Origin of the sequence: Bradyrhizobium algeriense, assembly GCF_036924595.1 — a bacterium.
Taxonomy (GTDB): Bacteria; Pseudomonadota; Alphaproteobacteria; order Rhizobiales; family Xanthobacteraceae; genus Bradyrhizobium; species Bradyrhizobium algeriense.
Genome location: NZ_JAZHRV010000001.1, coordinates 7,508,009 through 7,533,513, shown reverse-complemented (window position 1 = coordinate 7,533,513; position 25,505 = coordinate 7,508,009). Strand labels below are relative to the sequence as shown.

Below are 25,505 nucleotides of genomic sequence, written 5' to 3'. Positions count from 1 at the left end.
GACTAGCCAAGGGCGTGCGATCCTGTTAAATTAGTCGCACCTGCAACTATCTTTAAACCCCGAGCCGGGTCCGGCGTCAACTCAAATCGAGGCTATCTTTGCCGAAAGCGTCTTCAAGCGAGGTGGCCACCGGTCCGCGTGACGAAAGCGCGTCGAAGAAGGACGCCAGGCTGGATCTCTTTGAGTTCGTCCCGTTCCGGCTGAACCGGCTCGCGGCCGAGGTCAGTTCGGCGCTGTCGGCGGAGTATGCGGTCCGCTACGGGCTCGATATTCCGGAATGGCGCGTGCTGGCGACGCTCGGCTTCCGCCACGATGCCTGCAGCGCGCAGTACATCGCCCAGTGCACCCGCACCCACAAATCCACCATCAGCCGCGCGGTCACGTCGCTGATGAAGCGGCAGATTGTCGAGCGCGTCGAGAACGAGGACGACCGCCGCGAATTCCGGCTGCGCCTGACGCGCAAGGGCGCAACGCTCTACGAGGAACTGATCCCGCGCTTGTTGCGCAGGGAGCAGGAGATATTGTCATGCCTCTCCGCGCAGGAGCGGCGCGATTTCGCGCGGCTGCTGGGCAAGATCGAGCAGAGCCTCGATCTGGTGCAGACCAGCGAAGAGGCGGACGCGAAGGAAGCCTACTGACCGGCTCACTTCACTGCCGTCACCACGATCTCCACGATGTGCGGCGGCTCGAGATCGACGCCGATGCAGGCGCGCATCGGCGGATTTTTGGTATCGACCCATTCGTCCCAGGCGCGGTTCATCTCGCCCTTGCGCTTGATGTCGGTGATATAGACGATGGCCGAGAGGATCTTGCTCTTGTCCGTGCCACACAGCGCGAGGCTTTCGTCGATCCGGGCGAGCGCCTTTGCGCTTTGCTCGTACATCGAGGGACTGACCGGATCGGGCGCGACCGCCACCGTGAAAACCAGATCGTCATGAGCGACGGCGCGGCTGCGGGTTGGCGTGAGCCCGGGAAAGCGGCTGATCATGGTTGCCTCCAGTTAGCGACTATCAAAGTGTGGTGTGCACCTCATTCCGGGGCGATGCGGAGCATCGAACCCGGAATGACGACGTTCACAACCGATCAATGTGCTTCGCGATGACAGGAAAATAATTATCCCCTGAACCGGCATCGATGGCTTCCTGCAGCACCTTGCCGATCAATTCCGCGCCGCGAATTCTGATGCCGGCGTCGGACGCCAGCTCCAGCGCGTAAGACAAATCCTTCAGCGCATATTCGGTCGAGAACGCGCGCTCCGGAAAATCACCGGGCACGATCGCCTTCATGCCGTGATTGCGTAGCGCAAAACTGTCGGCCGAGCCCTTTGAAAGCGTATCGAGCAGCAGTTTTGGATTGACGCCATTGTGCTTCGCCACCGCAACCGCCTCGGCCAGCGCGTTGACGGTTTCGAACAGCACCATGTTGTTGAGAATTTTCGTGACCTGCCCCGCGCCGACCTCGCCGCAATGGGTGATGTCGGTCGCAAAGCAGCGGATCAGCGGCTCGATCTCAGCGTAAAGCGCGGGCGTTGCTCCGACCATCACGCTGAGCGTGCCGTCCTGCGCCGCCTGTCGCGTGCGCGCGATCGGCGCATCGGCCCAGGCAGCGCCTTTGGCTTGCAACTGCCGGGCAAAATCGCGGGTCTGGCTGACCGAGGACGTGCCGAGATCGACCACGACCTGCCCGCTCCGGACGTTCTTGAGAATGCCGTCGCCTTCGAATACCGCGCGCACATGCTTCGCGCTTGGCAGGCACAGGAACAGCAGCTCGCTTTGCTTGATGACGTCGGCAACGGAGGCCGCGACGTCGGTACCGTCGGCCCGCAGCCGCGCCAATGGCTCCGGCGACAGATCAAAGGCGAGGACGCGTTTGCCGCTCTTCTTCACGAGATTGCGGCAGATCGGCTCGCCCATCACGCCGAGGCCGATGAAGCCGATCGTCTTGTACGTTGACATCACAACCATCAGCTATTTTGCGAACGAGCGTGATGGCGCCAGGTGCAGCGCGAACGCATCGACCTTGTCGCTGGCGCGCGGATAGATCTCGCTCACGATCGGATCGTGGCCGGGAATGAAACGGTCGGGATGCCCGGCAAGCCGCTCGACGATTTCCCAGCCCTGCGCCATATCGCCGACATTGTAGACGATCGGAAACGGGCTGCGCTTCTGCAGATTGGCATAGTAATGCGCCGCGTCCGACGCCAGCACCACCGGCCCGCGCGCCGTTTCCACGCGCACCACCTGCAACCCGTCGGAATGGCCGCCCACGCGATGCACCGTCACGCCGGGCGCGATTTCGCCATCGCCGGAATGAAAGGTGACGCGCTCGCCGTAGACATGGCGCACCATCGTGGTGACGTGCTCGACCGAAAAAGGATGCCGCAGCATGCCGTTGCACATGCAGCGTCCGGTCGCGTAGCTCATCTCGCGGTCCTGCAGATGAAACCGCGCGTTCGGGAAGCGATCGAGATTGCCGGCGTGGTCGTAATGCAAATGGGTGACGATCACGTCGCGAATGGTGTCGGCGGCGACGCCGAAATTCGCCAGCGCGTCGACCGGATTGAGCGTCAGCTTGCGCGAGCGCGCCTTCGCCTCTTCGGCATTGAAGCCGGTATCGACCAGGATGTCGCGGCCACCCCCTCGGATCAGCCAGACGAAATAATCCAGATCCTGCGCCGTGGTCTCGTGCGGATCGGGGATCAGAAAATTCAAATGGGGGGTGCGCGGCGACATTGTCGCATAGCGCAGCGCGTAGATTTCGTAGGCATTTCCCATCGGTGTCACTTTTTTCTTGGATGTTTGGATTGGCCGATCACGGCAACAAGCCATTGTCATCCGCAAAGGTCAAACCCGGAAGACGAATGACAGCCGCACGACCGGGCGGCACGCTATGTGAGAGGGATCACATTACCATCGACGGAATGGAGCGCGGGCGGCGAACTTGATCCCCGCCGAAGCTTGTCATCGGGCTTGCCAAACAGCGAGGCCCGGTGGCGGCGCACGCAGGCCGAAAGGAACTCTTCAGATCGCCTTCGTGATCTGTGGCCGACCGTTGCCGGAGCGCCACTTATTCCCTCCATTCGCCGAGTCCCATCGCGGTTAATTGTCGCAATTAGTGACGACATCGCAAGCGGTTGCAAGCGGTTGACGGACTGCGGGCGCGGTTTGATAATGCTGATAGCGTAGAGTAAGGTCGCCGCGGCGCGAGCTGGCATCGGCGCTATTTTGGCTGGACTGCCGTGATCTGGACTGCCGTCATTATGAAAATCCGCCTCGCATTACTCCTCACATTGTTTTTTTTCGTTGCGTCGGTGGCCCCGTCGTTCGCAGCCGGTGAGCGCTATGCGCTCGTGATCGGCAACGCGAAATATCCGGACGCCGAGGCGCCGCTGAAGGAGCCGATCAACGATGCGCGCGACATCGCCGAAGAGCTCAAGCGCGACGGTTTCAATGTCGATATCGGCGAGAACCTCACCGGCGAGCAGATGCGCCGCGCTTTCGAGCGCCTGTATGGCAAGATCAAGCCCGGCTCGGTGGCACTGATATTCTTCTCCGGCTTTGGCGTGCAATCGAGCCGCCAGAGCTACATGATCCCCGTCGATGCTCAGATCTGGACCGAGCCCGACGTCCGCCGTGACGGTTTCAGCCTCGAGACCGTGCTGGGGGAGATCAACAGCCGCGGCGCCGGCGTCAAGATCGCGCTGATCGATGCCTCCAGGCGCAATCCGTTCGAACGTCGGTTCCGCAGCTTTTCCGCCGGCCTTGCGCCGGTGATTGCGCCGAACGGCACGCTGGTGATGTATTCGGCTGCGCTCTCGTCCGTCGTTTCCGACAATGGCAGCGACCGCAGCCTGTTCGTAAAAGAGCTGCTGAAGGAAATCCGCACTCCCGATTTGATGGCGGAGGAAACGCTCAATCGCACCCGTGTCGGCGTAACCCGCGCCTCGCGCCAGGAACAGGTGCCGTGGATTTCGTCGTCGCTGGCCGAGGATTTCTCCTTCATCCCCGGCGGCTCAGGCCCGCGGCCGGCGAGCCCGCCGCAGACTCCGGTGGCCACGGCGCCTGCAGCGCCACCTGCTCCTGCTCCCTCGCCTGCGCCTGCACCGCCACCGGTGGTGGCCGCACCGGCACCTCCGCCGCCGCCCGCGTCGCCAAAACCGGCTGAAGCCGCGATTCCTCCACCCCCGCCGCCGGCCAAACCGGCCGAGAGCCCCAGTCCGACCGCGGTCGCGCTTGCCGACGATCCGACCATCAAGAGCCTGAACGCCAAGCTCAACGAAAATCCGGACGATGCGGCTGCGCTGTACCGGCGCGGGCAGGTCTATGCGAGCAAAGGCGCCTACGAGCTCGCCATCAAGGACTTCAACAATTCGCTGCGGCTGAACCCGAAGGATGTGGAAGCCTTCAACAACCGCTGCTGGGCGCGCACGGTGATCGGCGACCTGCAGGCGGCCCTGAAGGATTGCAACGAAGCGCTTCGGCTGCGACCGAATTTCGTGGATGCACTCGACAGCCGCGGCCTCGTCAACCTGAAGAGCGGCCAGAACAAGAATGCAATCGCTGATTTCGATGCCGCTCTCAAGATCAACCCGAGATTGACGTCGTCGCTGTATGGACGGGGCCTTGCCAAGAAACGCAACGGCTCAATTTCGGAAGGCGACCTGGATATTAACAATGCGAAGGCGATGGACCCCAATATCGTCAAGGAATTCGCCGATTACGGGGTGCAGTGACGATTTTTTTAGACGAAGGCTGGCGGCCCCTCGAACCCTGTGGCGGGCGCCCAGACTAAAATAAAGCAGCGGGCCGCAACCCAAGGTCTGGCAGCTCATTTGGATGACGTTGGAACCGCGTGGGAAGCCCTCAGGAGGGGGACTGGCAATGGCAAATATCTCGGCAGCGAAAACCTTTACCGCAATCGTCTCGGTTGCAACGCTCGGCGCCGCAATTTCCCTTGGCGCGGGAACCGCCCTGGCCCAGGACAAGAACGTCACCGAGGATCAGATTGTCCGCGCGCTGGCGCCCGAGAAGAAGCCGCTGACCCGCGGCCTATCGACCGGCCCGCAGACCACCGTCGACCCGGCCGTAACCGCCGCCGAGGGCAAGTTCGTCCAGAAGATCCGCGGTCGCTCCACGCGGTCGCTTTCGAGCGCCGAGCGCGAAGAGATCGCCGCCATCGTCAAGGACAAGCCGAAGATCGATCTGGAGATCAACTTCGACTACAACTCGGCCGATATCAGCGCGAAGTCGCTGCCGTCGGTTCAGGCGCTCGGCCGCGCGCTCACCAACAATGATCTCAAGGGCTCGACCTTCGTGGTCGCCGGCCATACCGACGCTGCCGGCGGCGATGCCTACAACCAGGATCTCTCCGAGCGCCGCGCCGACGCGATCAAGCGCTATCTCGTCGACAAATATGGCATCAACGGCACCGATCTCGTCACCGTCGGATATGGCAAGAGCAAGCTCAAGGATCCGGGCCAGCCGATGGCGGAAGTGAACCGCCGCGTCCAGGTGGTCAACATGGAAAACAAGGCCACGGCGTCGAACGCAGCCAGATAAGGCCTTGCAAATAAGGACCTGCAAGCAAGGGCGTGGCGCCGACCAATAGTTTCCGGCTACAATGCGTCCCGCAGCACCCGTGCGGGACGTATTCGTTTTGGGCTCCATTGCAGGTCGTCGGCCGGCCTAATGCGCCCTGTTTGATTTGACTTCCAGTCTGGATTGATCCGGCGATGAAATTCTCCGAATACCTCAAACCTGCGCTCGGAGTGGCTTTCGTTGCCGTTCTGGCCGTCGGCTATTACTGGTTCGAGCACCGTCCGCGCGCGGAAGAAAAAGACACGCCGGGTCAGGCGCTGGTGGTCGTGACCAAGTCCACCAATGCCTGCTTCTCCGACATGGTGCGGGTCACCGGCTTTATCGTTCCGCGCCGCGAGGCCCAGGTCGGCGTCGACCAGGAAGGCTCCAGGGTCACCGACCTGTTCGTCAAGGAAGGCGATATGGTCACCGAAAATCAGGAACTGGCGCGCCTCACCGCGCCGCCGCAGCAGCCGGGAGCCCCCGGCGGCCGATCCGGGCCGATATCGCTACGCGCACCTGCCGCCGGCCTCGTCACCGAAGTCAGGACCGCGGTCGGCGCTCCCGCCTCGCCGCAGGCCGGCCCGATGTTCCGCATTTCCGTGAACAATGAAATCGAGCTCGAAGCCGAAGTGCCGAGCGTTCATCTGCTCAAGCTCAATCCGGGTGCTACGGTGCGCATCAGCCGTGACGACGCGCCCGATGTTGTCGGCAAGGTCCGGCAGATCTCGCCGCAGATCGACCGCACCACCCAGCTCGGCAAGGTGCGGATTTCGCTGAACAACAATCCCTCCCTCAAGGTCGGCATGTTTGCCCGCGCCAATATCGACGCCAAGCGCTCCTGCGGCGTCGCCGTCCCGCGTACCGCCATCGACCGCCTGACGCTACAGGTCGTGAAAGGCAACACCATCGAGACGCGACGGGTGCGCGTCGGCCTGACCTCCGAAACCTCCACCGAAATTCTTGAAGGCCTCGACGTCGGCGAAACCGTCGTGGCCGATGCTGGCACCTCTTTGCATGACGGCGACCAGGTCAAGACCATGTTCGCCGATGAACTCGAGCGCACGCGGGCACGCTAATGGCTTTGAATATCTCGGCATGGTCGATCCGGAACCCGCTGCCTTCGATTGTCTTCTCGATCATCCTGCTGGTGCTGGGCTGGGTCAGCTTCACCAAGCTCGCGGTGACGCGGCTGCCGAGCGCCGACATTCCGGTGATCTCAGTCGCTGTCGCGCAATTCGGCGCGGCTCCCGCCGAGCTGGAGAGCCAGGTCACCAAGACCATCGAGGACGGCGTATCCGGCGTCGAGGGCGTGCGGCATATTTCATCCTCGATCACCGACGGCCTGTCGGTGACCACGATCCAGTTCGCGCTGGAGACCAACACCGACCGCGCGCTCAATGACGTCAAGGACGCCGTCACCCGCGTTCGCTCCAACCTGCCGCAAAACGTCAACGAACCGCTGATCCAGCGCGTCGACGTGATCGGCCTGCCGATCGTCACCTACGCTGCGATCTCGCCCGGCAAGACGCCCGAGCAGCTTTCCTATTTCGTCGACGACGTCGTCAAACGCGCGCTGCAGGGCGTGCGCGGCGTGGCGCAAGTCGAGCGTATCGGCGGTGTCGAGCGCGAGATATTGGTCTCGCTCGATCCCGACCGGCTGCAGGCCGCGGGGCTGACCGCCGTCAATGTCAGCCAGATCCTGCGCGGCACCAATGTCGACCTCGCCGGTGGCCGCGCCGAAATCGGCAAAAACGACCAGGCGATCCGCACGCTGGCCGGCGCCAAGACGCTGAACGAACTTGCCGGCACCATGATCCCGCTGTTCGGCGGCGGCGAGGTGCGGCTCGACGATCTCGGCACCGTCACCGACACCATCGCCGACCGCCGGACTTTTGCCCGCTTCAACGGCGAGCCGGTGGTGGCGCTCGGCATCAAGCGCTCCAAGGGTGCCAGCGACGTCGTGGTTGCAGCCGCCGTGCAGAAGCGAATCGATGCGCTGAAGGTCGCCTATCCCGACGTCGACCTGAAGCTGATCGATACCTCGGTCGACTTCACCAAGGGCAACTACGATGCGGCGATCTCGACCTTGTTCGAGGGCGCAATCCTTGCGGTGATCGTCGTGCTGCTGTTCCTGCGCGATATCCGCGCCACTATCATCGCCGCGATCTCGCTGCCGCTATCGATCTTCCCCGCGTTCTGGGCGATGGACCTGCTCGGCTTCTCGCTGAACCTGGTCTCCTTCCTCGCCATCACGCTGTCGACCGGTATTCTGGTCGACGACGCCATCGTCGAGATCGAGAACATCGTACGCCATATGCGCATGGGCAAATCGCCCTATCGCGCGGCACTCGAAGCCGCCGACGAAATCGGCCTCGCGGTGATCGCGATCTCGCTGACGATCATCGCGATCTTTGCTCCCGCCAGCTTCATGTCCGGCATTGCCGGGCAGTTCTTCAAGCAGTTCGGCATCACCGTGTCGGTGCAGGTGTTCTTCTCGCTGCTTGCCGCGCGCTTCGTCACGCCGGTGCTCGCCGCCTACTTCCTCAAGGATCACCCGCACGAGGACCCGCCGCCCGGGCGAATCCTGCAGACCTACACCAAGTTGGTGACCTGGTCGGTGAAGCACTATTTCATCACCGTGTTGATCGGCTTCGGCGTCTTCGCAGCCTCGATCTGGAGCATCACACTGCTGCCGCAGGGCTTCCTGCCGGCGCAGGATACCGCGCGCTCGCTGCTCGCGATGGAGCTGCCGCCGGGCTCGCAGCTCGCCTATACCGAGAAGGTGACGGAGGAAATCGTCGCCCGCCTGCGCAAGCGGCCCGAGGTGAAGAGCATCTTCGTCGATGGTGGAAGGGTGCCGCCGGGAACACAGGAAGTGCGCCGCGCCGCGCTGATTATCAATTACACCCCGAAAGGCGATCGCAAGATCACCCAGCGGCAACTCGAGCTCGAGATCGGCCAGGAACTGGAAAACGTTCCGGACATCCGCTTCTGGTTCCTCGACGAGAACGGCCTGCGCGCGATTTCGCTTGTCGTGACGGGGGTCGACAGCAACATCGTCAACAACGTCGCCAGCGAGCTGGCGACGCAGATGAAGCGGATTCCGATCATCGCCAACGTGATTTCGGAAACCTCGCTCGACCGGCCTGAACTGCGTATCCGGCCGCGCGCCGAACTGGCGGCGCGGCTCGGCGTCTCCACCGAGAGCCTGTCGCAGACAATTCGTGTCGCCACCATTGGCGACGTCGGCCCGGCCTTGGCGAAATTCGATGCCGGCGACCGTCAGGTGCCGATCCGCGTCCAGCTCGAGGACAATGCACGCAGCGATCTGCAGATGCTGCAGCAATTGCGGGTGCCGCTCGGCCAGCGCGGCGAGCGTGGCGGCGTGCCGCTGTCGGTTGTCGCCGACATCCAGCTCGATCAGGGCCCGACCAGCATCAACCGTTACGACCGCGAACGGCAGGCGACGGTGGCCGCCGACCTCGTCGGCAACGCAGCGCTCGGCGACGCCACCAAGATGATCTACGACCTTCCGGTCATGAAGAGCCTGCCGAAGGGCGTGAAGGTCAGCCCGTCGGGCGACGCCGAAAGCCTCAACGAATTGTCGGAAGGCTTTGCCACCGCCATCACCGCCGGCCTGATGATGGTCTACGCCGTGCTGGTGCTGCTGTTCGGCACCTTCCTGCAGCCGATCACCATCCTGTTCTCGCTGCCGCTCTCGATCGGCGGCGCGATCGCAGCCTTGCTGCTGACCGGCAAGCAGCTCACCACGCCGGTCTGGATCGGCATCCTGATGCTGATGGGCATCGTCACCAAGAACGCCATCATGCTGGTGGAGTTCGCGGTCGAAGCCATCCGCGAAGGCAAGAAGCGCGACGAGGCCATCATCGACGCCGGCATGAAGCGCGCGCGCCCGATCGTGATGACGACGATCGCGATGGCCGCGGGCATGATGCCGTCAGCGCTGGCGTTTGGCGCCGGCGGTGAATTCCGCTCGCCGATGGCCCTCGCCGTGATCGGTGGCCTGATCTTCTCCACCATCCTGTCGCTGGTGTTCGTGCCGGCGATGTTCATGGTGATGGACGATCTCGGCGCCCTGTGCTGGCGGCTGGGCAAGAAGCTGATCGTCTCCAGCGCAGAGACGGAGTCCGCAGGCCACGGATCGGATCATCACAAGGAGCCACCCGCCAAGGGCCCGCCGGCGATGTCGCCTGCGGCGGAGTGAGAGAGCATTCGGTGGTCGATTTCGCCGGTCCCGATATCGCTGAGGATCGTCGCCGTTACGACCACTTTCGGCAGACACGGATTGCCGTGCCGTTTGACGAGGTCAAGGCATGGGTTGCGAGCTGGGGGGCCGACAACGAATTGCCCCGGCCGCAACCTCGCAGGATCGGATGATCCTTCGCGATCCGCTTCGGCGCGGCCGACATTCTCTGGCACGATCGCGAAGCGCGCATGTAGCGCCCCGCAGCCCCTACTCGTTCCGCGCCACCGCCGTCAGCTTGGTCATGTTCTGCAGCAATATCCGTCCGCGCTGCAGATCCAGAATGCCATCCTTGCGCCAGAGCTGCAATTGACGGTTGACGCTCTCGCGGGCGGCGCCGACGAAGACGCCGAGTTGTTCCTGCGAGATGTGCACTTCGGAACCGAAATCGGAGGCGAGCGCGCAGAGCCTTCGCGCCAGGCGAACCGGCAGCGGCTGCAGCACCGATTCCTCCATCCGCTCGCTCTGCCAGCGGATGCGCTGGCACAACAGCATCATGATCTTGATCGCGACCTTCGGCTCGCGCTCAAGGAAGGCCAGGAAATCCTCGCGCCGCAGCACGAAAAGTTCCGACGGTTCGCCGGCGGTTGCGTCCGCAGTGCGGCTCTCCCCGTCGAGGACGGCGACCTCGCCGAACAGATCGCCGGGCCCCATGAAATTCAGCGTCAGGCGGCTGCCGTCGGAGGCGCCGGTCTCGATCCGGATCTGGCCGCGCCGGACCCCGTACAGGGCATCGCCGGCATCGCCCTTCTGGAACAGCATTTCGCCGAGGCCGAGCTGCTGGGTGTGGCAAAGGCCGGAGATGCGCTGCAATTCGTCGGCGCCCAGATCCGCAAACATCGGGTTCATTTTCAAAATGACCGCAAATTCGGCCTGTTTGCTCATTGTACTACCTTCCAAAATAAGTCCGGTCCCGCCCCCTCAGGCCGTTAGCAAGATTCCCACGCCAACGAGTGTGTCATAAGTCACATAACTTTGCAGTACCCTGGGAATATTTTTGGCTTGTTGGGCCCCATCCTCTTTCCGGGATAAGCTCGCCTGACCGGTTGCGCCCGCGTCTCGCGCCACCGAAATATGTGCCGTTTGCGCGGTCTGGAATGTCGATATGAAAGCACTGAAACTTGCCGGCGTCGCCATTGCCGCCGTGATCGTCGTCATCGCGCTGCTGCTGGTGATCGGCGTCCCGTCCAGCTTCCTGACGGCGCAGATCGAGGAGCGGGTCGAGCGCGAGACCGGCTACAAGCTCGCCATCAATGGCGGTGCCAAGGTCGGCCTGTGGCCATCGCTCAACATCACGCTGAACGATGTCACGCTGCAGAATCAGAAGGACCGCGACATCAACCGCCGCTTCGCGGCCGCAAGCATCGAAGCGGACGTGACGCTCGCCAGCCTGTGGGCCGGCAAGCCGCAGATCACCGAACTCGTCATCATCCGCCCGGTGGTGAACCTGCCGCTGAGACGCGAGCGCGAGAGGGAGGCCAATCCTGCCTCGAAACCCGCTGCCGGCAAGACATCTGAGGCTTTCTCGATCGAGCACATCAGCGTCACCGGCGGCACCATCGTGCTCTCCAACCTGCGCGATCGCGTCGAGAACAGGATCGAGACTGTCAATGCCGACATCACGATCGATTCCGATCGCAAGGTCGTGCTGTCGGGCAGCGCCCGCCGCAACGGCTATCCGCTGAAATTCGATATCAAGGCGGCACTGCCCGCAGCCCCGATCGAGCGGCAGAATATCCCGGCCGAGATCAAGATCGACGCGCCCGACCTGTTGCGCGCCCCGCTCACCGCCAAGGCCGAAGCCCGCCTCAACGGCTCGGTCGTGATGATCAACGGCGTCACCGGCGCGCTCGGCGACGCCGCGTTCAACGGCTGGGCCTCGGTCGATCTTTCGAGCAAGCCGCTGGTTAAGCTCGACCTCGATTTCCAGAAGCTCGCCATCGCGACGACGCGCAGCACCGGCGATTCCTCAGGCCAACCCTGGAGCAGTGCGACGATCGACATCAACGGCCTCAATTATGTCGACCTGCAGGCTCGCATTTCCGCGACCGAGCTCAACATCGGCGACGCGCGTTTCACTCCCGCCGCGATCGAGGCCACGCTCACAACCGGCGTGCTGAAGGCGCAGGTTTCCAACCTCGGCGCCTATGAAGGCAACGCCAATGGCGATCTGACCGTCGATGTCTCCACCGCCAATCCGACCTACGCGATGCGGGCCGACCTCACCGGCGTGCGCGCGCTGCCGCTGCTGCAGGGCCTGGCCGATTTCGACGGGATCGACGGCAAGATGCAGGCGAAGGTCAGCGTGCGCTCCTCCGGCACCAGCCAGCGCGCGATCATGTCGAGCATGGCCGGTACTGCGTTCGTCGTATTCCAGGACGGCGCCATCAAGGGGCTCAATGTCGCGCAGATGATCCGGTCGCTGACGGCGAGCACGCTGTCAGGCTGGCAGGAGAGCGCGGAGAAGGCGACGGACCTTTCGCAATTGTCGGCGTCGTTCAAGATCGACAAGGGACAGGCGCAGACCACCGACCTCAACCTGGTCGGCCCGCTGGTCAAGATGACCGGCGCAGGCACCATCGACCTCGGCACCAAGCAGATCGGGTTCCGCGTCGAGCCGAAGCTCGTGATGACCACCGAAGGCCAGGGCCGCGTCACCGATCCGGTCGGGCTCGGCATCCCCGTGATGATCTCGGGCCCTTGGGGGAGCCCACGGATCTATCCGGAGATGCAGGGCATCCTCGACAATCCCGACGCCGCCTATGCCAAGCTGAAGGAGATGGGCAAGGGCCTGTTCGGCCAGAACGGCGCCGGCCTCGGGGCTGCGATCGGCAACCTGCTTGGCGGACAGCCGGGGGCGGCCGGCGGACAGCAAGGCGGTGCTGGTGGACAGGGCGCGGCTGGCGGCCAGCTCGGCGAGACCATCGGCAATCTATTGCAGCAGGGCCTGAGCGGATTGGGCCAGAGCCAAGGCCAGGGTGGCGCGCGGCCGGGCAGCCAGCGCAGCATCCCGAGCCGTACCTCGCCACCCGAGGCGCCGACCGAAGCCGCCCCGGCCGAGCCCGCTCCTCCTGCGCCGCCGAGCGACACGACCGCCGAGCAGGACAGTCAGCCAATGAACGAGATCATGCGGCAGTTGTTCAACCGGTGAAGCTGCCTCTCCCTCGCCCCGCTCTTCACGGGGAGAGGGTCGGGGTGAGGGGCTCTCTCCGCGAATGCTGCGGCTCGTTGATGGACCTGTACCCCCTCACCCGGATTGCTTCGCAATCCGACCTCTCCCCGCAAGCGGGGCGAGGTTAAGCAAGCCCGGGCATGACGGATTCCCCGCGATCCCTGCCCACAATTGGGGCTAACCATGTCGGCGGGCTCACAGCCCCTCCCCCCAATTCGTGCTAGACAGACCCCACGCCGGGGCTGCCGAGACAGACCGGCGCCAGTGACAAGCCGATGCGCGCCCAAGCCGTGGGCCGGCACGAGGGTCCGGATGAACGAGGTCAAGGACAGAATAGGGTTTCTGCGCGAAGGCCTGTTCGCCAAATACGTCGTCGCGCTGGTCGGCCTCGTCGTGTTCGTGCTGGCCATCAACGGCGCGATGGAAGTCTGGATCACTTACCGCGGCATCAAGAGCTCGCTCAACGACGGCATGAGCGAGAAGGCGGAGGCGACCGCCAAGCGGATCCAGCAATCCCTGTCCGACCTCGAGCGGCAGATTTCCTGGGTAACGCGCGCCAGCGCCACCAAGATCACCGAAGCTGCAACGCTGGAGCAGCACCGCGAAGACTATGCGCAACTGCTGCGGCAGGTGCCGCAGGTCAGCCAGCTCTCGTTCCTCAACAGCCAGGGCCGTGAGCAACTCCGCCACACGCGCCAGACCGTCACGCTCGGCAGCGACGCCGATTTTTCCCGCAGATTTACCGAGGCTATCTCGCGCGGCACCCATTTTGCGCCGGCCTACTTCCGCGGTGAACGGCCGTTGATGTCGATCGCGCTGGCGCATGCCGATGGCAGCACCACTGTCGCCGAGATCGACCTTGATTTCCTGTCGGAGTTTTTGATCGATGCCCAGGTCGGCAAGGTGGCGTTTGCCTATATCACCGATTCCAAGGGTGACGTGCTGGCCACCTCCTCGAACGGGCCTGAAGTCGGCAAGAATCTGTCGGCGCTGCCGCAGGTCGCTGCCGTCAGCAAGCCCGGCGGCGTGGCGCCGGCGTCGGGCAAGGATGCCAGGGGCAACGCCGTGCTGACCACATCGAGCCTGGTGCCGAAGCTCGGCTGGCACGTGTTCTTCGAACAGGAGACGGCGCAGGCGCTGACGCCGATCCGCGATCAACTGGTACGGATCGCGCTCTTGATCGCGCTCGGCCTCGTGGTCGCGATCATCGCCGGCACCATCATGGCGCGGCGCATGCTGGTGCCGATCACGGCGCTGCAGGCCGGCGCCAGGCGTCTTGGCGCCGGCGATTTCGGACATCGCATTGAGGTGAAGACATCGGACGAACTTGAGGAGCTCGCCAACCAGTTCAACGGCATGGCCGGGCAGTTGGCCGAGACCTATTCGAACCTCGAATCCAAGGTGAAGGAGCGGACGCGCGATCTGGCGCAGTCGATCAACGAGCTCAAGGTGCTCGAGGAGGTCGGCCGCGCGGTCGCCTCCTCGCTCGACCTCAACGCCGTGCTGCCGACGGTCGCCGCGCGCGCGCTGGAAATCACCCACGCCGACGCCGTGCTGATCTATGGCTATGACGCCGGCAATCACCAGTTCAACCTGACGGAAGCGATCGGCATCGACCCGTCGGCCGAAGGCAGCCACCGCGCTATCGACGCCGACAACTCGCCGCTCGGCGAAGCCGCAACGAGCGGCGAGCCGATCGCGATACCCCAGCTCGGCGCGACGCCCGAACATCCCTTGCGCGATGTCGTAATCGAAGCCGGATTCCACTCGGTGCTGGTGGTGCCGCTGGTCGACCAGACCGGCATTCTGGGTTCGCTGGTGGTGCTGCGGCGGAACGAGGGCGAATTCTCCGCCAATCTGATCGGACTGATGAAGACGTTTGCGCACCAGGCGGTGCTGGCAATGCGCAATGCGCGGCTGTTCACCGAGGTGGATCATAAGAGCCGCGAGCTTTTGGCCGCCAACGACATCGTGCGCGAGCAGGCCGACAAGCTGCAGGAACAGACCGATCAGCTCAAGGATTGGAACCGCTCGCTGGAGGAGCGCGTCGAGACGCAGCTCGGCGAGATCGAGCGCATCCGAAGGCTGGAGCGTTTCCTCGCGCCGCAGGTGGCGCAACTGATCGCCTCCTCCGACGGCCATGAGGGCCTGCTCGACAGCCACCGCCGCGAGGTCACCGTCGTATTCTGCGATCTGCGCGGGTTTACGGCGTTCACCGAGACCACTGAACCGGAAGAGGCGATGAACGTGCTGCGCGAATATCACGCGGCGCTCGGCGAACTGATTTTCAAGTATGAAGGCACGCTCGACCGCTATGCCGGCGACGGCGTGATGATCCTGTTCAACGCGCCGATCCAGTTCGACGACCACACCGCGCGCGCCGTTCGCATGGCGGTCGAGATGCGCGACACTATCGGCGGGCTGACCGACAAGTGGCGCAACCGCGGCCACAATCTCGGCTTCGGCATCGGCATTGCGCTCGGCTACGCCACGCTCGGCCAGATCGGTTTTGAGCAGCGGCTGGAATACGCCGCGATCGGCAGCGTCACCAATCTTGCGTCGCGGCTGTGCGACGAAGCCAAGGCCAACCAGATCGTGGTGTCGAGGCGTGTCTACGGCATGGTGGAGCCGTGGGTGGAAGGGCGGCCAATCGATGATTTGAATCTGAAGGGATTCAATCATCCGATTTTGGCGGCGGAAATCATGAGCTGGCGCGAGGAAGTCGACAACGTGGTTGATGCGGCGGCCGCGGCGCGACGGAAGAAGATGTCTTAGAATGAGTGTGCCGCGCGCGCGTCGCGGTAACCGTTGCGACCGACTGACGATGAGCGGCGACGCCGCACGCGCCCGTCAGTGCCAACCGGACTGCTGCATTCGCGCGCGGGTCTGCGCCAGTTCTTCGAGATTGCTGTCGATCTGCGTGCGGTACATGCCGATATCCTTGAGATGGCGATCGTCGAGCTTGCGCAGGGCCTCGCGCGCGGCGTGACGCTCGTGGCGCGAGATCACCGCCGCGATGAGGCGGTTGATGGTCCGGCGAACGCGCGCCAGCCAAACTGCAGTTCGCCAAGCAAATGGCCTGGTGGCGGAGGTCGGAATGGTGGTCAGTACGGTCATGGCGATGTTCTTCAAAGAGTAGTTGGAACTCGGTCAAGTTGCCGAGCATGCTTTCTACCGAAGGCCTGCTGCCAGCATGGTGTCAGCAGGCTTCGGCGCGTACGCCTAAAGGCGCGACGGATACCGGACACGACTACGTGAAGATCTGAATGAGGAAGCGATATGCCACACCGCCGGCAGGGCCAGCCCGCCGGCGATGCGAGGCGAAACTCGTCAGGCCACCTTTCGCCCGGCCGCGAGATCCTTGACGGCTTCCGTGGTCAGCGGCTGACCGCCGATGCCCCAATCGCCGCTCGCGACTTCGGAAATCTTGACCCAGGTAACGCCGCGCATGCTCTCGCCTTCGATCGATACCATGGCGTCGGTGAGTTTGCTGATCATCTGGCGCTTCTGCTCGGAATTGAACACGTTCTCGATGACGTGAACCTCTATCAACGGCATGTAGTTCTCTTCTTGATGCTTGCCTCGCGAGAGCGAGGGCAGCATCAACATGCCCGTGACAGTCGGCCAAGACTTTCAGACAGCTATGATTTGTCGTCCAGTTCAGCTTGAGATATCACCGCGGAGCTATGCAGATCTCAGTTATCGCAGGCCCGCCCTCCCAAACCCTTCCAGGTAATGCGCCTTGTCCGCCTCGTGTTCGAACGGCAGTCCGCTGGCGAGCCAGGCGAGCGAGATGTTGGGCTGGGCGCGGCGGAGGCCTTCGAGGGCCGATTTGGCGGCGTCAGTGTCGCCGGCCATGCCGAGGGAGGCGGTCAGCACGCGGTGGGCGCCGACAAAATCGGTGCGCTGGCGCAACGCTTCGCGCGACAGGCGGATCGCCTCCGCGTAATTTTTGCCGACATACTGGCAATAGGCCGCGACGCCGCAATAGATCGCGGCAAAGGGATCGCGCGGTGAGAATTTCAGCGCCTCGCGCGCGGCGCGATCGCCTTCCTCCCAGCGCCCGCGATAGGACAGCGCAACGCCATAGAGGCCGCGCGCGGGCGAGAAATTGGGATTGAGCCGAAGCGCAAGCTCGAACTCGGCGATGCAATCATCGAAGCGCCGGTTGAACAGATAGACGCTGGCGAGCGCATAATGCGCCCACGCGTCCTCGCTGTCGGCCCGGATCGCCGCCAGCGCCGCCCGCTCCGCCACCGGAACCACTTTGGTGATTTCCTGCCAGCCCATATGGGCGCTGAACGTATGGCAGGCCGCCAGCAGGCTGAGCGCCTGGCCGTAAGAAGGATCGACGCTGATCGCCTTTTCCAGAAGCGCCAGCGCCACCAGATTGTCCTGCCGCGTCACGCGCCAGTAATGCGACAGCGCGCGCATCACCAGATCCCACGCGTCCATATTATCAGGCGTCTTGCGCCGGGCCCGGAAATCCTCAGCCGCATAGAGCTGCGGCTCGATCGCCGCGACCACGGCCTGGGTGATTTCGTCCTGCACGGCGAACACATCGGCGAGATTGCGGTCGTAGCGCTCGGCCCAGAGCTGACTGCCGCTCGCCACATCGACGAGCTGAGCGTTGATGCGCACATGGTCGCCGTCCTTGCGCACGCTGCCTTCGACGACATAGCCGACGCCGAGCTCCGCGCCGATCTCTTTGTGGTGGACGGATTTGCCCCGGTAGCTGAACGAGGAATTCCGCGCGATCACGTAGAACCAGCGCAGCTTCGACAGTGCGGTGATGATGTCCTCGCTGATGCCTTCGGAAAAATACTCCTGCTCCGGCTCGCCGCTAAGATTGGCAAACGGCAGCACGGCGATCGCGGTGCGATCGAGCGCCGGGAGTTGTCGATGCTGCAGCTCGCCGGCGAAACCGGGCGAGGAAGGCGCATCGGCGCGCGCCAACCTGCCGTTCGCGGCTTTCGGCTGCACGTCGCCGACGAAACGAAAACCCTTTCGCGCAATGGTGCGGATCACGGCTTGATCCTTGCCGCTGTCGCCGACCGCCCTGCGCGCGGCGTTGATCCGGCTCGTCAACGTGGATTCGGAGACGATGCGGCCGTCCCATATCGTCTCGATCAGATCGTCCTTGGTGACGACGCGGTCGCGGTTTTCGATCAGGTGAACCAGGAGATCGAACACCTGCGGCTCGACCGCGATGCTCTCGCCGCCGCGGGTCAGCTCACGCAGGTCGACATCAAGTACATGGTTGGAAAAGTGAAATCGCACGGCTTCATCCCGGTTAAATCATCCTAGATCACTTTGTCCCGGCACGCGATTTCCGGTCATTTTGTTTGTCCCGCTCCCGGTGCGAGGTAGACCGAATTTCCCGGCGGGAAAGTGTGTGAAATCTCACAGAAAGAGAAATCTCACTGAAAAATCAGGGTGGTCTCAAGGCAAAATCAGCCCGGCATCACAGTCTTTAGGTCCTGACAGGGCGATGTTCGGTTCATCGTGGCCCCTCCCGTGGCCGCATGATCCAGATCAAGGAGACACCCATGGCCGGCCAGACTGCGACCGCAGCGACCCCGATCCCGCCCGCCCCCGACCTCGCAGCCCTGAAGACGCGTCAGCAGGCCGCATGGTCCTCGGGCAACTACGCTATTGTCGGCGCGACGCTGCAGATCGTCGGCGAGGAGCTGTGCGAGGCGCTCGATCTCAAGGCCGGCTCAAAGGTGCTCGATGTCGCCGCCGGCAACGGCATGGCGAGCCTTGCCGCGGCGCGGCGGTGGTGCGACGTCACCTCGACCGACTACGTGCCGGCGTTGCTGGAGCGCGGCCAGGCGCGCGCAGTAGCCGAAGGCATGCAAATCGAATTCAGGGAAGCCGACGCGGAAAACCTGCCGTTCGACGATAACAGCTTTGACACGGTGCTCTCCACCTTCGGCGTCATGTTCACGCCGAACCAGGACAGCGCGGCCGCCGAGCTGATGCGGGTCTGCAAGCCCAAGGGCCAGATCGGCCTCGCGAACTGGACGCCGGAAGGTTTCATCGGACAGATCTTCAAGACGCTCGGCAAATATCTGCCGCCTCCCGCCGGGGCCAAATCGCCGGCGCTGTGGGGAACGCGCGCGCGGCTCACCGAAATGTTCGACGCTGATGCGCGCGCGATCCGAGCGGAATCGCGCCTGTTCAAGTTCCGCTATCGCTCGCCGGCGCACTTCCTCGACGTGTTCAAGACGTATTACGGCCCGGTGCTGAAAGCCTTCGCCGCCCTCGACCCGGCGAAACAGGAAGAGCTGCATAACGATCTGAATGCGCTGATTGTTCGCATGAACAGGTCCGGCGACGGCACCATGGTCGTGCCCAGCGAATATCTCGAGGTCGTCATCACCAAGCGGTGAAACGGCGCGCCAGCAAGGCTTCGGCGGGCCATTCGCATGGCCCGCTGGTGGCGTCCCACATAAAAATAAGGAGCATTTCGATGACCAATGTGATTCACATCTCGCGCCGAGAGCGCGAAAAGGCTTGCGTCGTGGCGCTGCATTGCTCGCTCGGCTCGGGGCGCCAATGGAAGACGCTCGCCGATGAACTCGGGCGCGAGCATCCGTTCTTCGCCCCTGACATCTCGGGCTATGGCACCAATAGCTACTGCGCGGTGGACCTGCCGCTGACGCTCGCGGAGGAAGTTCGATGCCTGAACGGCCAGCTCAACGACGCGGAGGGCCCCATCCATCTCGTCGGCCATTCCTACGGCGGCGCGATTGCGTTCAAGATCGCGACCTGCTCGGCGTTCGCGCATCGCCTGCGCAGCCTGACGCTGATCGAGCCGGTGCTGCCGACGCTTTTGTGCGAGAGCGACGCGGACCGGCGGCTTCACGCGCGTTTCGCCCAGGTCGCGCGTGACGTTTCCGAGGACATCTGGAATGGATCGGCGCTGGAGGCGATCGACATGTTCATCGAGTTCTGGAATGGGTCCGGTCCGCAGGATCCACTGCCGGCAAGCGTCCGCCAGCGCATGGTTGAGCGCGCCGACAAGCTTGCATTCGATTTCACCGCGGCGTTCGCCGAAGAGAATGTAGCCACCGCGGCGGCCTCGCTTCGCGTTCCGACGCTGCTGTTTTCGGGCGGGCTATCGCCCTTCGTCACCCAACGCATCGTGCAGCGGCTCGGCGCGATCATGGACGGCGCGGAAATCCGGCATTTGCCGGCTGCCGGCCATATGCTCCCGCTCACCCATGCCTTGTCAGTCAATTCCGCGATCGCGCAGCATATCGCCCGCGCGGACGACCTGGCCGGCGTTCCGCTGGCCGGAGAGGCGGCGCCGGCGGAGGCCGTCAGCTTGGCGGAGGGGTGACATTTCAAGATGACCCTTGCCGGCACGGCCGAACCTGCCCGAGGGCGGCAGACTACGGTGCACTATCGAGAAACGGATTGACGATGGCGAGGCCGCCGATGCTGCGGCCATGCTGCATGTCTTCGCTGAACAGCGTGTCGCAACCGGCCTCGATGGCGGCGGCGACGATCAGGGCGTCGTAGAACGGCAGGCCGTGCTCGCGGGCGAGGGACACGGCGCCCGTGTGCGTGTTCAGCGTGACGGGCAAGACGTCATCGAGCGACGCGCGGAACAGCCCGAGCGCCAATTCGATCTGCGGCCAGTCATGACGAAGCTTGCGGCGGGCGACGTGAACGAACTCGTTCAGCACCTGAACGCTGACGACACCGCCGCGGCTCAGGCAATCCACCGCCCGTTGTTTTCTGGCGTCCGAAGTCGCGGTGTATACGAGAATGTTGGTATCGAAGAACGCCTTCACCGCTCGTTCGCCTCGTCCCGATCGAACTTGTAATCGGAAGGAAGCGTCCAGTTGAGCGAAGCCAGACGCTCGAGCGCAGCCTTGCGGCGGTCTTCCTTCTGGACGATCAGCGTTCGCTCGGCGACGTCGACGATGTCGAGTTCGTCGCCGGCACGCAGACCCATCTTTTCGACCAGGGCTTTGGGCAGCCGCACGGCCAGGCTGTCACCCCATTTCGAAACCTGCATAGCATCCTCCAATAACCCATAAATGATATCATCTTTATGATATCATTTCAAGGGGACGCAGCCGGGACGTTTTCGTCCATCACCGCCCGCATCGGTCGAACGAGGCGCGCGGATCCGGTGCGGCCGGCGTTGGCCTTGGCTCCGCGGCCGGCCTTCTGATATTCATGATGTGAATTATTGGACTGGATTGCCGATGACCTATTTCACTGCGTCCGCCCCGTCGCGAAGGCTGTTCGCTGCGGCGGTGGCTGGCCTGCTCTGCCTTTCTACCTCCCCCCTCGCCGCCGACGACGAAGCCCCCCCAAAGGGCGCCGCCGTCACCGTGCTCAAGGCCGCGAAATCCTGTTTCGCCAATATCGTCGAGGTCTCCGGCACCATCATTGCGCGGGAGGAGACGCAGGTGCGGCCCGAGCGGATGGGGCTGAAGGTCGCCGAGGTGATGGTGGATGCGGGCGACAGCGTTACCGCAGGTCAGGTGCTGGCGCGGCTGACCCTCCCCGAGGGCGGGCAGATCACGGTGCAGGCGCCGGTGGCGGGCGTGATCTCCGCCTCGACGGCTTCGGTCGGTGCGATGGCTTCGGCCAAGGGCGAAGCGCTGTTCTCGATCATCGCGCGCAGCGAGTTCGATCTGGTCGGCATGGTGCCGACGCGCGACATCGCCAAACTTCAGGTCAACCAGACCGCGCGGATCAAGGTGATCGGCGCCGGCGAGGTCGACGGGCGGGTGCGGCGGCTGTCGACCACGGTCGAGCCGAACAGCCAGCTCGCGCAGGTGTTCCTCGGCGTCACCACCAACCGGCGGCTATTGGTGAATTCGTCAGGCCGCGCGCAGATCAAGACCGGGCAGAGCTGCGGCGTCTCGGTGCCGCTCACCGCCATCCTCTATGGCTCCGCCGGCACCGTCGTGCAGGTGGTGCGGCGCGCACGCGTCGAAACGCGGCGGGTGGAGACCGGGCTGATGTCGGCCGGGCAGGTCGAGATCACCTCCGGGCTGCAGGAAGGCGACATCGTGGTGGCGCGCGCCGGCGCGCTGCTCCGCGAAGGCGACCCTGTGCGGGCGGTGACGGCGAGCGCGGATACGAAGTAGGTATCCGTCGCCCCTGCGAACGAACGCAGGGGCCCATAACCACCGGCGTTCGTTGTATGGTAAGATATCAGCGACCGCGTTTCACTTGATAGATCACGCCGTATGGGTCCCTGCGTTCGCATGCGAAAGCAGGGACGATCGGGTGGAGGGAGCTGGCCTGGCCCCTACCCGCCGATGCGGACGTCTTCCAGCAGCGACGACGACACCTGCGGCACCTGCTCGCCGTCGGAGGCGCGGGAGACGGAGATGCGGGTCTTGTTGAAAGCACTTGCCGCGCCGGACTGCGAACTCAAATTGTTGAGCAGCTCGGTCACCAGCACGCTGTACTGGCCCTTGCCGTCATCGGCCACCTTGCCCGGCGTCGCCGAGGTCAGGATCAGCGCGTTTTCCGGCGTGGAGATCGGGGCGAGCCCATGCGAGTAGGAGCGGAAGCGGCGCTCATAGGGGTTGCGGCGGGAGGCGTCGACGACGACGAGCTTGGCCTTGGCGCCCTTCTCGGTCATCGCGTCCAGCACCTGTTCGATGGAGACGCCGTCGCGGCGGACGTCGGCTTCCTTCCAGATTGCGGCATCGACCGGGATCATGAAACTCTCGCGGCCGACCTGGACACCGTAGCCGCCGAAGAACAGCATTGCCACGGTGTCCGGCTGGATCTTGGCCTTCAGGCGGACAATGGCGCGGGCCATGTCGTCCTTGGTGGCGTCCTCGACCACGTCGACGTCAAAACCCTTGGCCCGCAAAGCTGCGGTGAGGCCGCGGGCATCGTTGATGGGCTGGGACAGCGGCGCTGACGCATCCGGATAGTGGCCGTTGCCGATCACCAGCGCCACGCGGCTGGCCGATGTGCCGATCGAGCCGGTTTGTTCGCTCCCGATCGCCTTGGCGGCGTCGAGCGAGCGCTTGTTCAACGCTGCATGGGCGCCGATCGCCAGCGACACCAGGCCTACGAAGGCAACGGCAATGGTGACGGTGCGGCGGGAGATGCGGAGCTGACCGAGGTTCATCACATTACCATCCCAAGTTTATTCAAAGGCACCAAACAAGACCGCGCCAGTTAGTCGCGTCAGGACCGTTCAGGTTTGAAGGGGTTGCAAGGTGTGTGCCGTCGAATTGCGATCAATTTGCGGCACCGCAACAACCGGGCTTTTAGCCTGTCGGGCCTTCCCGAACAACCTCATTTGGTGCATGGAACCAATAGCCGCCCAATACTGGCGGAAGGTTAATTCCAGTTAAGTGACCCGGATCACATTTGTATTTTTCGTGGATTTGTCTAGTTTTCAAGGGCTTGCGGGCCCGATCCGGCCGGCGGTGGCCGCGTTAAGCTGTATGCCATGCTTAACGTGACCCTCCCTTCACCGTTCCGGCGGAAAGAAACTGCATGGGCTTCCACACCATCGCCGGCGCCGCATTCCGGGCGCTGACCGCCCGGAAAGATGGCCCCTCGCTGTACGACGTCTGCGATCCCGTGCTGCTGAAATACCGCGGCGGCGACCCCCATCTCGGCAAGTTCTATCGGACGGCGCTGGGCAATCCGGCGCTGCGGCCGCTGCTGCGGCGGACCGGGCTGCCCGAGCTGCGGGACGAAAAACGACTGGGCACCTTGCAGGAGGCCCTGATAAGGGCGCGCGACGATGACGAGCCGGACTGGGCCGCGGTCGGCGCCCCGATCGCCGAGCTGATGGCCGATATCGGCGTGCATCACCCGGCCCCGCAGAAGCGGGCGGCCGCCGGCCGGGCGGCTGATGGAAGCGAGATCGACCGGGTGATCCGCCGCTGCGGCGCCCATCTGCTGGGCTCGTTCGCCAAGAACGGCTTCATCCCGACCTATGCGGCCTTCAACCTGATCGGCGACCCCGACATGGGCGGGCGCGAAATGCTGACGGCGCTGACCGGGCTGAACTCGCGCGGCTACAAGAACTCGACGCTCTTGTTCAGCCTGGCGCGGATCTTCATCGCGCATTCGCCGGCCCGCGCCCTGATCAACCCGCCCTGGACGGGCATCGCCGAGCCGATGTGGCAGCCGATGCAGATCCGCCACCGCTCGGCCTATTACGACGCCTTCTTCACCGAGGCGCTGCTGAGCTATGTCGAGAGCGGGCTGGCATCCGCCGATGAGGCCGCTGCGTCGCGGCGCGCGATTTCGGAAATGGTGGATTTCTGCCTGAAGACCTCAGCCGAGGAAGTGTCCTCGCATGACGGCTCGACGGTGCGCGTGATCACGGCGCTCGCGCCGCTGCCGCATCCGCGTTTCTCGCGCTTCTTCGCCCAGATCAAGCAGGACTTAGGCTTCGGCATCTACGTGCCGGATTGCGACACCACCGCGTGCTCGTTCTCGGCGGCGACGCAGGCCGGCTCGACCGATCCGATCCTCGACCAGCCGCTGCTGGACTTCTACCGCGGCTATCAGGTGCGCGAGGGCGCCAACGAGCCGCGCGTCACCGTGCCGTTGAACGACAACATCGATTACGAGGGTGGCGTCGTCACCTGGATCGACAATCTCGCCGGCGACCGGCCCTACGGCAACGACCTCGATCCTACCCTCAATCTCGACATTCTCGAAGTCTCTTTCCGCAACCTTACGCGCTGGAAAATTTTGGAGACGCCTTCGCGGCTGGAGACGGTGCATCGCATCATCGGCTTCCAGCGGCGGCTGGTCGAAAGCGGCGCCTTTAGAAATCCGCGTTCGCACATCTATTATTTGCCGGAACTCTACTCCGCCTATTTCGGCCGCTGCCATGCCGCGTTCATGGCGTTGCCTGATGCGGCGCGGAAGGCGATCGATCCCGACGGCACGTTCGCGTTCATCCGCGGCAAGGTGCTGGCCTATGTCGAGGGTGAATTGACCGCGCGCGAGATGAACCCGTTCGACGCCGCGCTGGCGCTGATGGCGCTGGCGCATCTCGGCGCCGATGTTTCGAGCTTCGCGGCGGCGCTCAACTGCATCACGGCCCATCTCGGCGAAGGCGGCAGGCATGGGCCGTACAAGGCCTATGAATGGAACAAGATGAAGACGCCGACGCGGATTCTGGTCGGCGGACCCGAGGTGACGTCGGCGTTTGTGTTGATGGGGCTGACGCTGGCGCGAGGCGTGATGATGAGGGGCAATGCGTGAAACGCGCTCGCTTACCCTCCCCTGGAGGGGGAGGGTCGGTTCGCATGGAGCGAAGCGAAATGCGAAACGGGGTGGGGTGATCTCTCAACTCGGGCACCGTTCGATAGGAGAGACTGTCACCCCACCCCGCCGAGCATCTCACGATGCTCGGCGACCCTCCCCCTCCAGGGGAGGGTTTGAACATCTCGCGGGAAGTTGAAAGCGATGCGACGTTCCGGCGCTGGCAAGATGGCCCCATTGTCCGCACTATCCGCATCAT

Annotated in this window: 21 protein-coding genes; 11 read left to right on the top strand and 10 right to left on the bottom strand. The window is 63.9% G+C overall.

Going from position 1 to position 25,505, the window contains the following annotated elements; all coding sequences use genetic code 11:
• Window positions 1-122 precede the first annotated feature (122 nt).
• Window positions 123-638 (top strand): MarR family winged helix-turn-helix transcriptional regulator, encoded by a 516-nt coding sequence (locus V1286_RS36175; RefSeq protein ID WP_334490158.1) that lies wholly within the window; start codon window positions 123-125, stop codon window positions 636-638.
• A gap of 5 nt (window positions 639-643) precedes the next feature.
• Here V1286_RS36175 and V1286_RS36170 read toward each other — a convergent pair whose 3' ends face one another.
• The 3 genes from V1286_RS36170 to V1286_RS36160 form a co-directional block, all read right to left on the bottom strand.
• Window positions 644-988 carry a RidA family protein gene (locus V1286_RS36170; RefSeq protein WP_334488336.1) on the bottom strand — a complete coding sequence of 115 codons (345 nt, stop codon included), beginning with the start codon at window positions 986-988 and terminating at the stop codon, window positions 644-646.
• Window positions 989-1,073: 85 nt separating this feature from the next.
• The gene (locus tag V1286_RS36165) at window positions 1,074-1,955 is read right to left on the bottom strand and encodes an NAD(P)-dependent oxidoreductase (protein WP_334488334.1); all 882 of its coding nucleotides are present in this window, start codon (window positions 1,953-1,955) and stop codon (window positions 1,074-1,076) included.
• Window positions 1,956-1,967: 12 nt separating this feature from the next.
• The gene (locus tag V1286_RS36160; protein ID WP_334488332.1) at window positions 1,968-2,774 is read right to left on the bottom strand and encodes an N-acyl homoserine lactonase family protein; all 807 of its coding nucleotides are present in this window, start codon (window positions 2,772-2,774) and stop codon (window positions 1,968-1,970) included.
• 485 nt (window positions 2,775-3,259) lie between these two features.
• On the opposite strand from V1286_RS36160, the gene V1286_RS36155 reads away from it, so the two are divergent.
• From V1286_RS36155 to V1286_RS36140, 4 genes are all read left to right on the top strand, one after another.
• The gene (locus tag V1286_RS36155) at window positions 3,260-4,732 is read left to right on the top strand and encodes a caspase family protein (RefSeq protein WP_334488330.1); all 1,473 of its coding nucleotides are present in this window, start codon (window positions 3,260-3,262) and stop codon (window positions 4,730-4,732) included.
• A gap of 148 nt (window positions 4,733-4,880) precedes the next feature.
• Entirely contained in the window at window positions 4,881-5,558 is a 678-nt protein-coding gene (locus V1286_RS36150; protein WP_334488328.1) for an OmpA family protein, read from the top strand.
• 173 nt (window positions 5,559-5,731) lie between these two features.
• Window positions 5,732-6,655 (top strand): efflux RND transporter periplasmic adaptor subunit, encoded by a 924-nt coding sequence (locus tag V1286_RS36145; protein WP_334488327.1) that lies wholly within the window; start codon window positions 5,732-5,734, stop codon window positions 6,653-6,655.
• A complete protein-coding gene (locus V1286_RS36140; protein ID WP_334488326.1) occupies window positions 6,655-9,804 on the top strand; it encodes an efflux RND transporter permease subunit in 3,150 nt (1,049 codons plus the stop codon). Before V1286_RS36145 ends, V1286_RS36140 begins: the two co-directional genes overlap by 1 nt.
• Before the next feature lie 249 nt (window positions 9,805-10,053).
• On the opposite strand, the gene V1286_RS36135 is transcribed toward V1286_RS36140, so the two are convergent.
• Window positions 10,054-10,728 carry a Crp/Fnr family transcriptional regulator gene (locus V1286_RS36135; RefSeq protein ID WP_334488324.1) on the bottom strand — a complete coding sequence of 225 codons (675 nt, stop codon included), beginning with the start codon at window positions 10,726-10,728 and terminating at the stop codon, window positions 10,054-10,056.
• A gap of 220 nt (window positions 10,729-10,948) precedes the next feature.
• Here V1286_RS36135 and V1286_RS36130 point away from each other — a divergent pair, with 220 nt between their 5' ends.
• On the top strand, window positions 10,949-12,994 hold the full coding sequence (locus tag V1286_RS36130; protein ID WP_334488322.1) for an AsmA family protein: 2,046 nt from the start codon (window positions 10,949-10,951) through the stop codon (window positions 12,992-12,994).
• 333 nt (window positions 12,995-13,327) lie between these two features.
• Window positions 13,328-15,790: an adenylate/guanylate cyclase domain-containing protein gene (locus V1286_RS36125; RefSeq protein WP_334488320.1), complete on the top strand. Its 2,463-nt coding sequence runs from the start codon at window positions 13,328-13,330 to the stop codon at window positions 15,788-15,790.
• A 75-nt stretch (window positions 15,791-15,865) separates the two neighbouring features.
• Here V1286_RS36125 and V1286_RS36120 read toward each other — a convergent pair whose 3' ends face one another.
• The 3 genes from V1286_RS36120 to V1286_RS36110 form a co-directional block, all read right to left on the bottom strand.
• Window positions 15,866-16,132: a YjiS-like domain-containing protein gene (locus V1286_RS36120; protein ID WP_334488317.1), complete on the bottom strand. Its 267-nt coding sequence runs from the start codon at window positions 16,130-16,132 to the stop codon at window positions 15,866-15,868.
• 213 nt (window positions 16,133-16,345) lie between these two features.
• Window positions 16,346-16,573, bottom strand: a complete 228-nt coding sequence (locus V1286_RS36115) for a tautomerase family protein (RefSeq protein ID WP_334488314.1) — start codon at window positions 16,571-16,573, stop codon at window positions 16,346-16,348.
• A 141-nt stretch (window positions 16,574-16,714) separates the two neighbouring features.
• Window positions 16,715-18,295: a winged helix-turn-helix domain-containing protein gene (locus tag V1286_RS36110; RefSeq protein ID WP_334488312.1), complete on the bottom strand. Its 1,581-nt coding sequence runs from the start codon at window positions 18,293-18,295 to the stop codon at window positions 16,715-16,717.
• A 269-nt stretch (window positions 18,296-18,564) separates the two neighbouring features.
• Here V1286_RS36110 and V1286_RS36105 point away from each other — a divergent pair, with 269 nt between their 5' ends.
• The gene (locus tag V1286_RS36105) at window positions 18,565-19,410 is read left to right on the top strand and encodes a class I SAM-dependent methyltransferase (RefSeq protein WP_334488310.1); all 846 of its coding nucleotides are present in this window, start codon (window positions 18,565-18,567) and stop codon (window positions 19,408-19,410) included.
• Window positions 19,411-19,490: 80 nt separating this feature from the next.
• Window positions 19,491-20,363: an alpha/beta fold hydrolase gene (locus V1286_RS36100; protein ID WP_334488307.1), complete on the top strand. Its 873-nt coding sequence runs from the start codon at window positions 19,491-19,493 to the stop codon at window positions 20,361-20,363.
• A gap of 52 nt (window positions 20,364-20,415) precedes the next feature.
• Here V1286_RS36100 and V1286_RS36095 read toward each other — a convergent pair whose 3' ends face one another.
• On the bottom strand, window positions 20,416-20,820 hold the full coding sequence (locus tag V1286_RS36095) for a PIN domain-containing protein (protein WP_334488305.1): 405 nt from the start codon (window positions 20,818-20,820) through the stop codon (window positions 20,416-20,418).
• Window positions 20,817-21,047: an AbrB/MazE/SpoVT family DNA-binding domain-containing protein gene (locus V1286_RS36090; RefSeq protein ID WP_334488303.1), complete on the bottom strand. Its 231-nt coding sequence runs from the start codon at window positions 21,045-21,047 to the stop codon at window positions 20,817-20,819. Before V1286_RS36090 ends, V1286_RS36095 begins: the two co-directional genes overlap by 4 nt.
• A 193-nt stretch (window positions 21,048-21,240) precedes the next feature.
• Here V1286_RS36090 and V1286_RS36085 point away from each other — a divergent pair, with 193 nt between their 5' ends.
• Window positions 21,241-22,134 (top strand): efflux RND transporter periplasmic adaptor subunit, encoded by an 894-nt coding sequence (locus V1286_RS36085; RefSeq protein WP_334488301.1) that lies wholly within the window; start codon window positions 21,241-21,243, stop codon window positions 22,132-22,134.
• A 164-nt stretch (window positions 22,135-22,298) separates the two neighbouring features.
• Here V1286_RS36085 and V1286_RS36080 read toward each other — a convergent pair whose 3' ends face one another.
• The gene (locus V1286_RS36080) at window positions 22,299-23,138 is read right to left on the bottom strand and encodes a caspase family protein (RefSeq protein WP_334488299.1); all 840 of its coding nucleotides are present in this window, start codon (window positions 23,136-23,138) and stop codon (window positions 22,299-22,301) included.
• A gap of 374 nt (window positions 23,139-23,512) precedes the next feature.
• On the opposite strand from V1286_RS36080, the gene V1286_RS36075 reads away from it, so the two are divergent.
• Entirely contained in the window at window positions 23,513-25,246 is a 1,734-nt protein-coding gene (locus V1286_RS36075; RefSeq protein WP_334488297.1) for a hypothetical protein, read from the top strand.
• Window positions 25,247-25,505 lie beyond the last annotated feature (259 nt).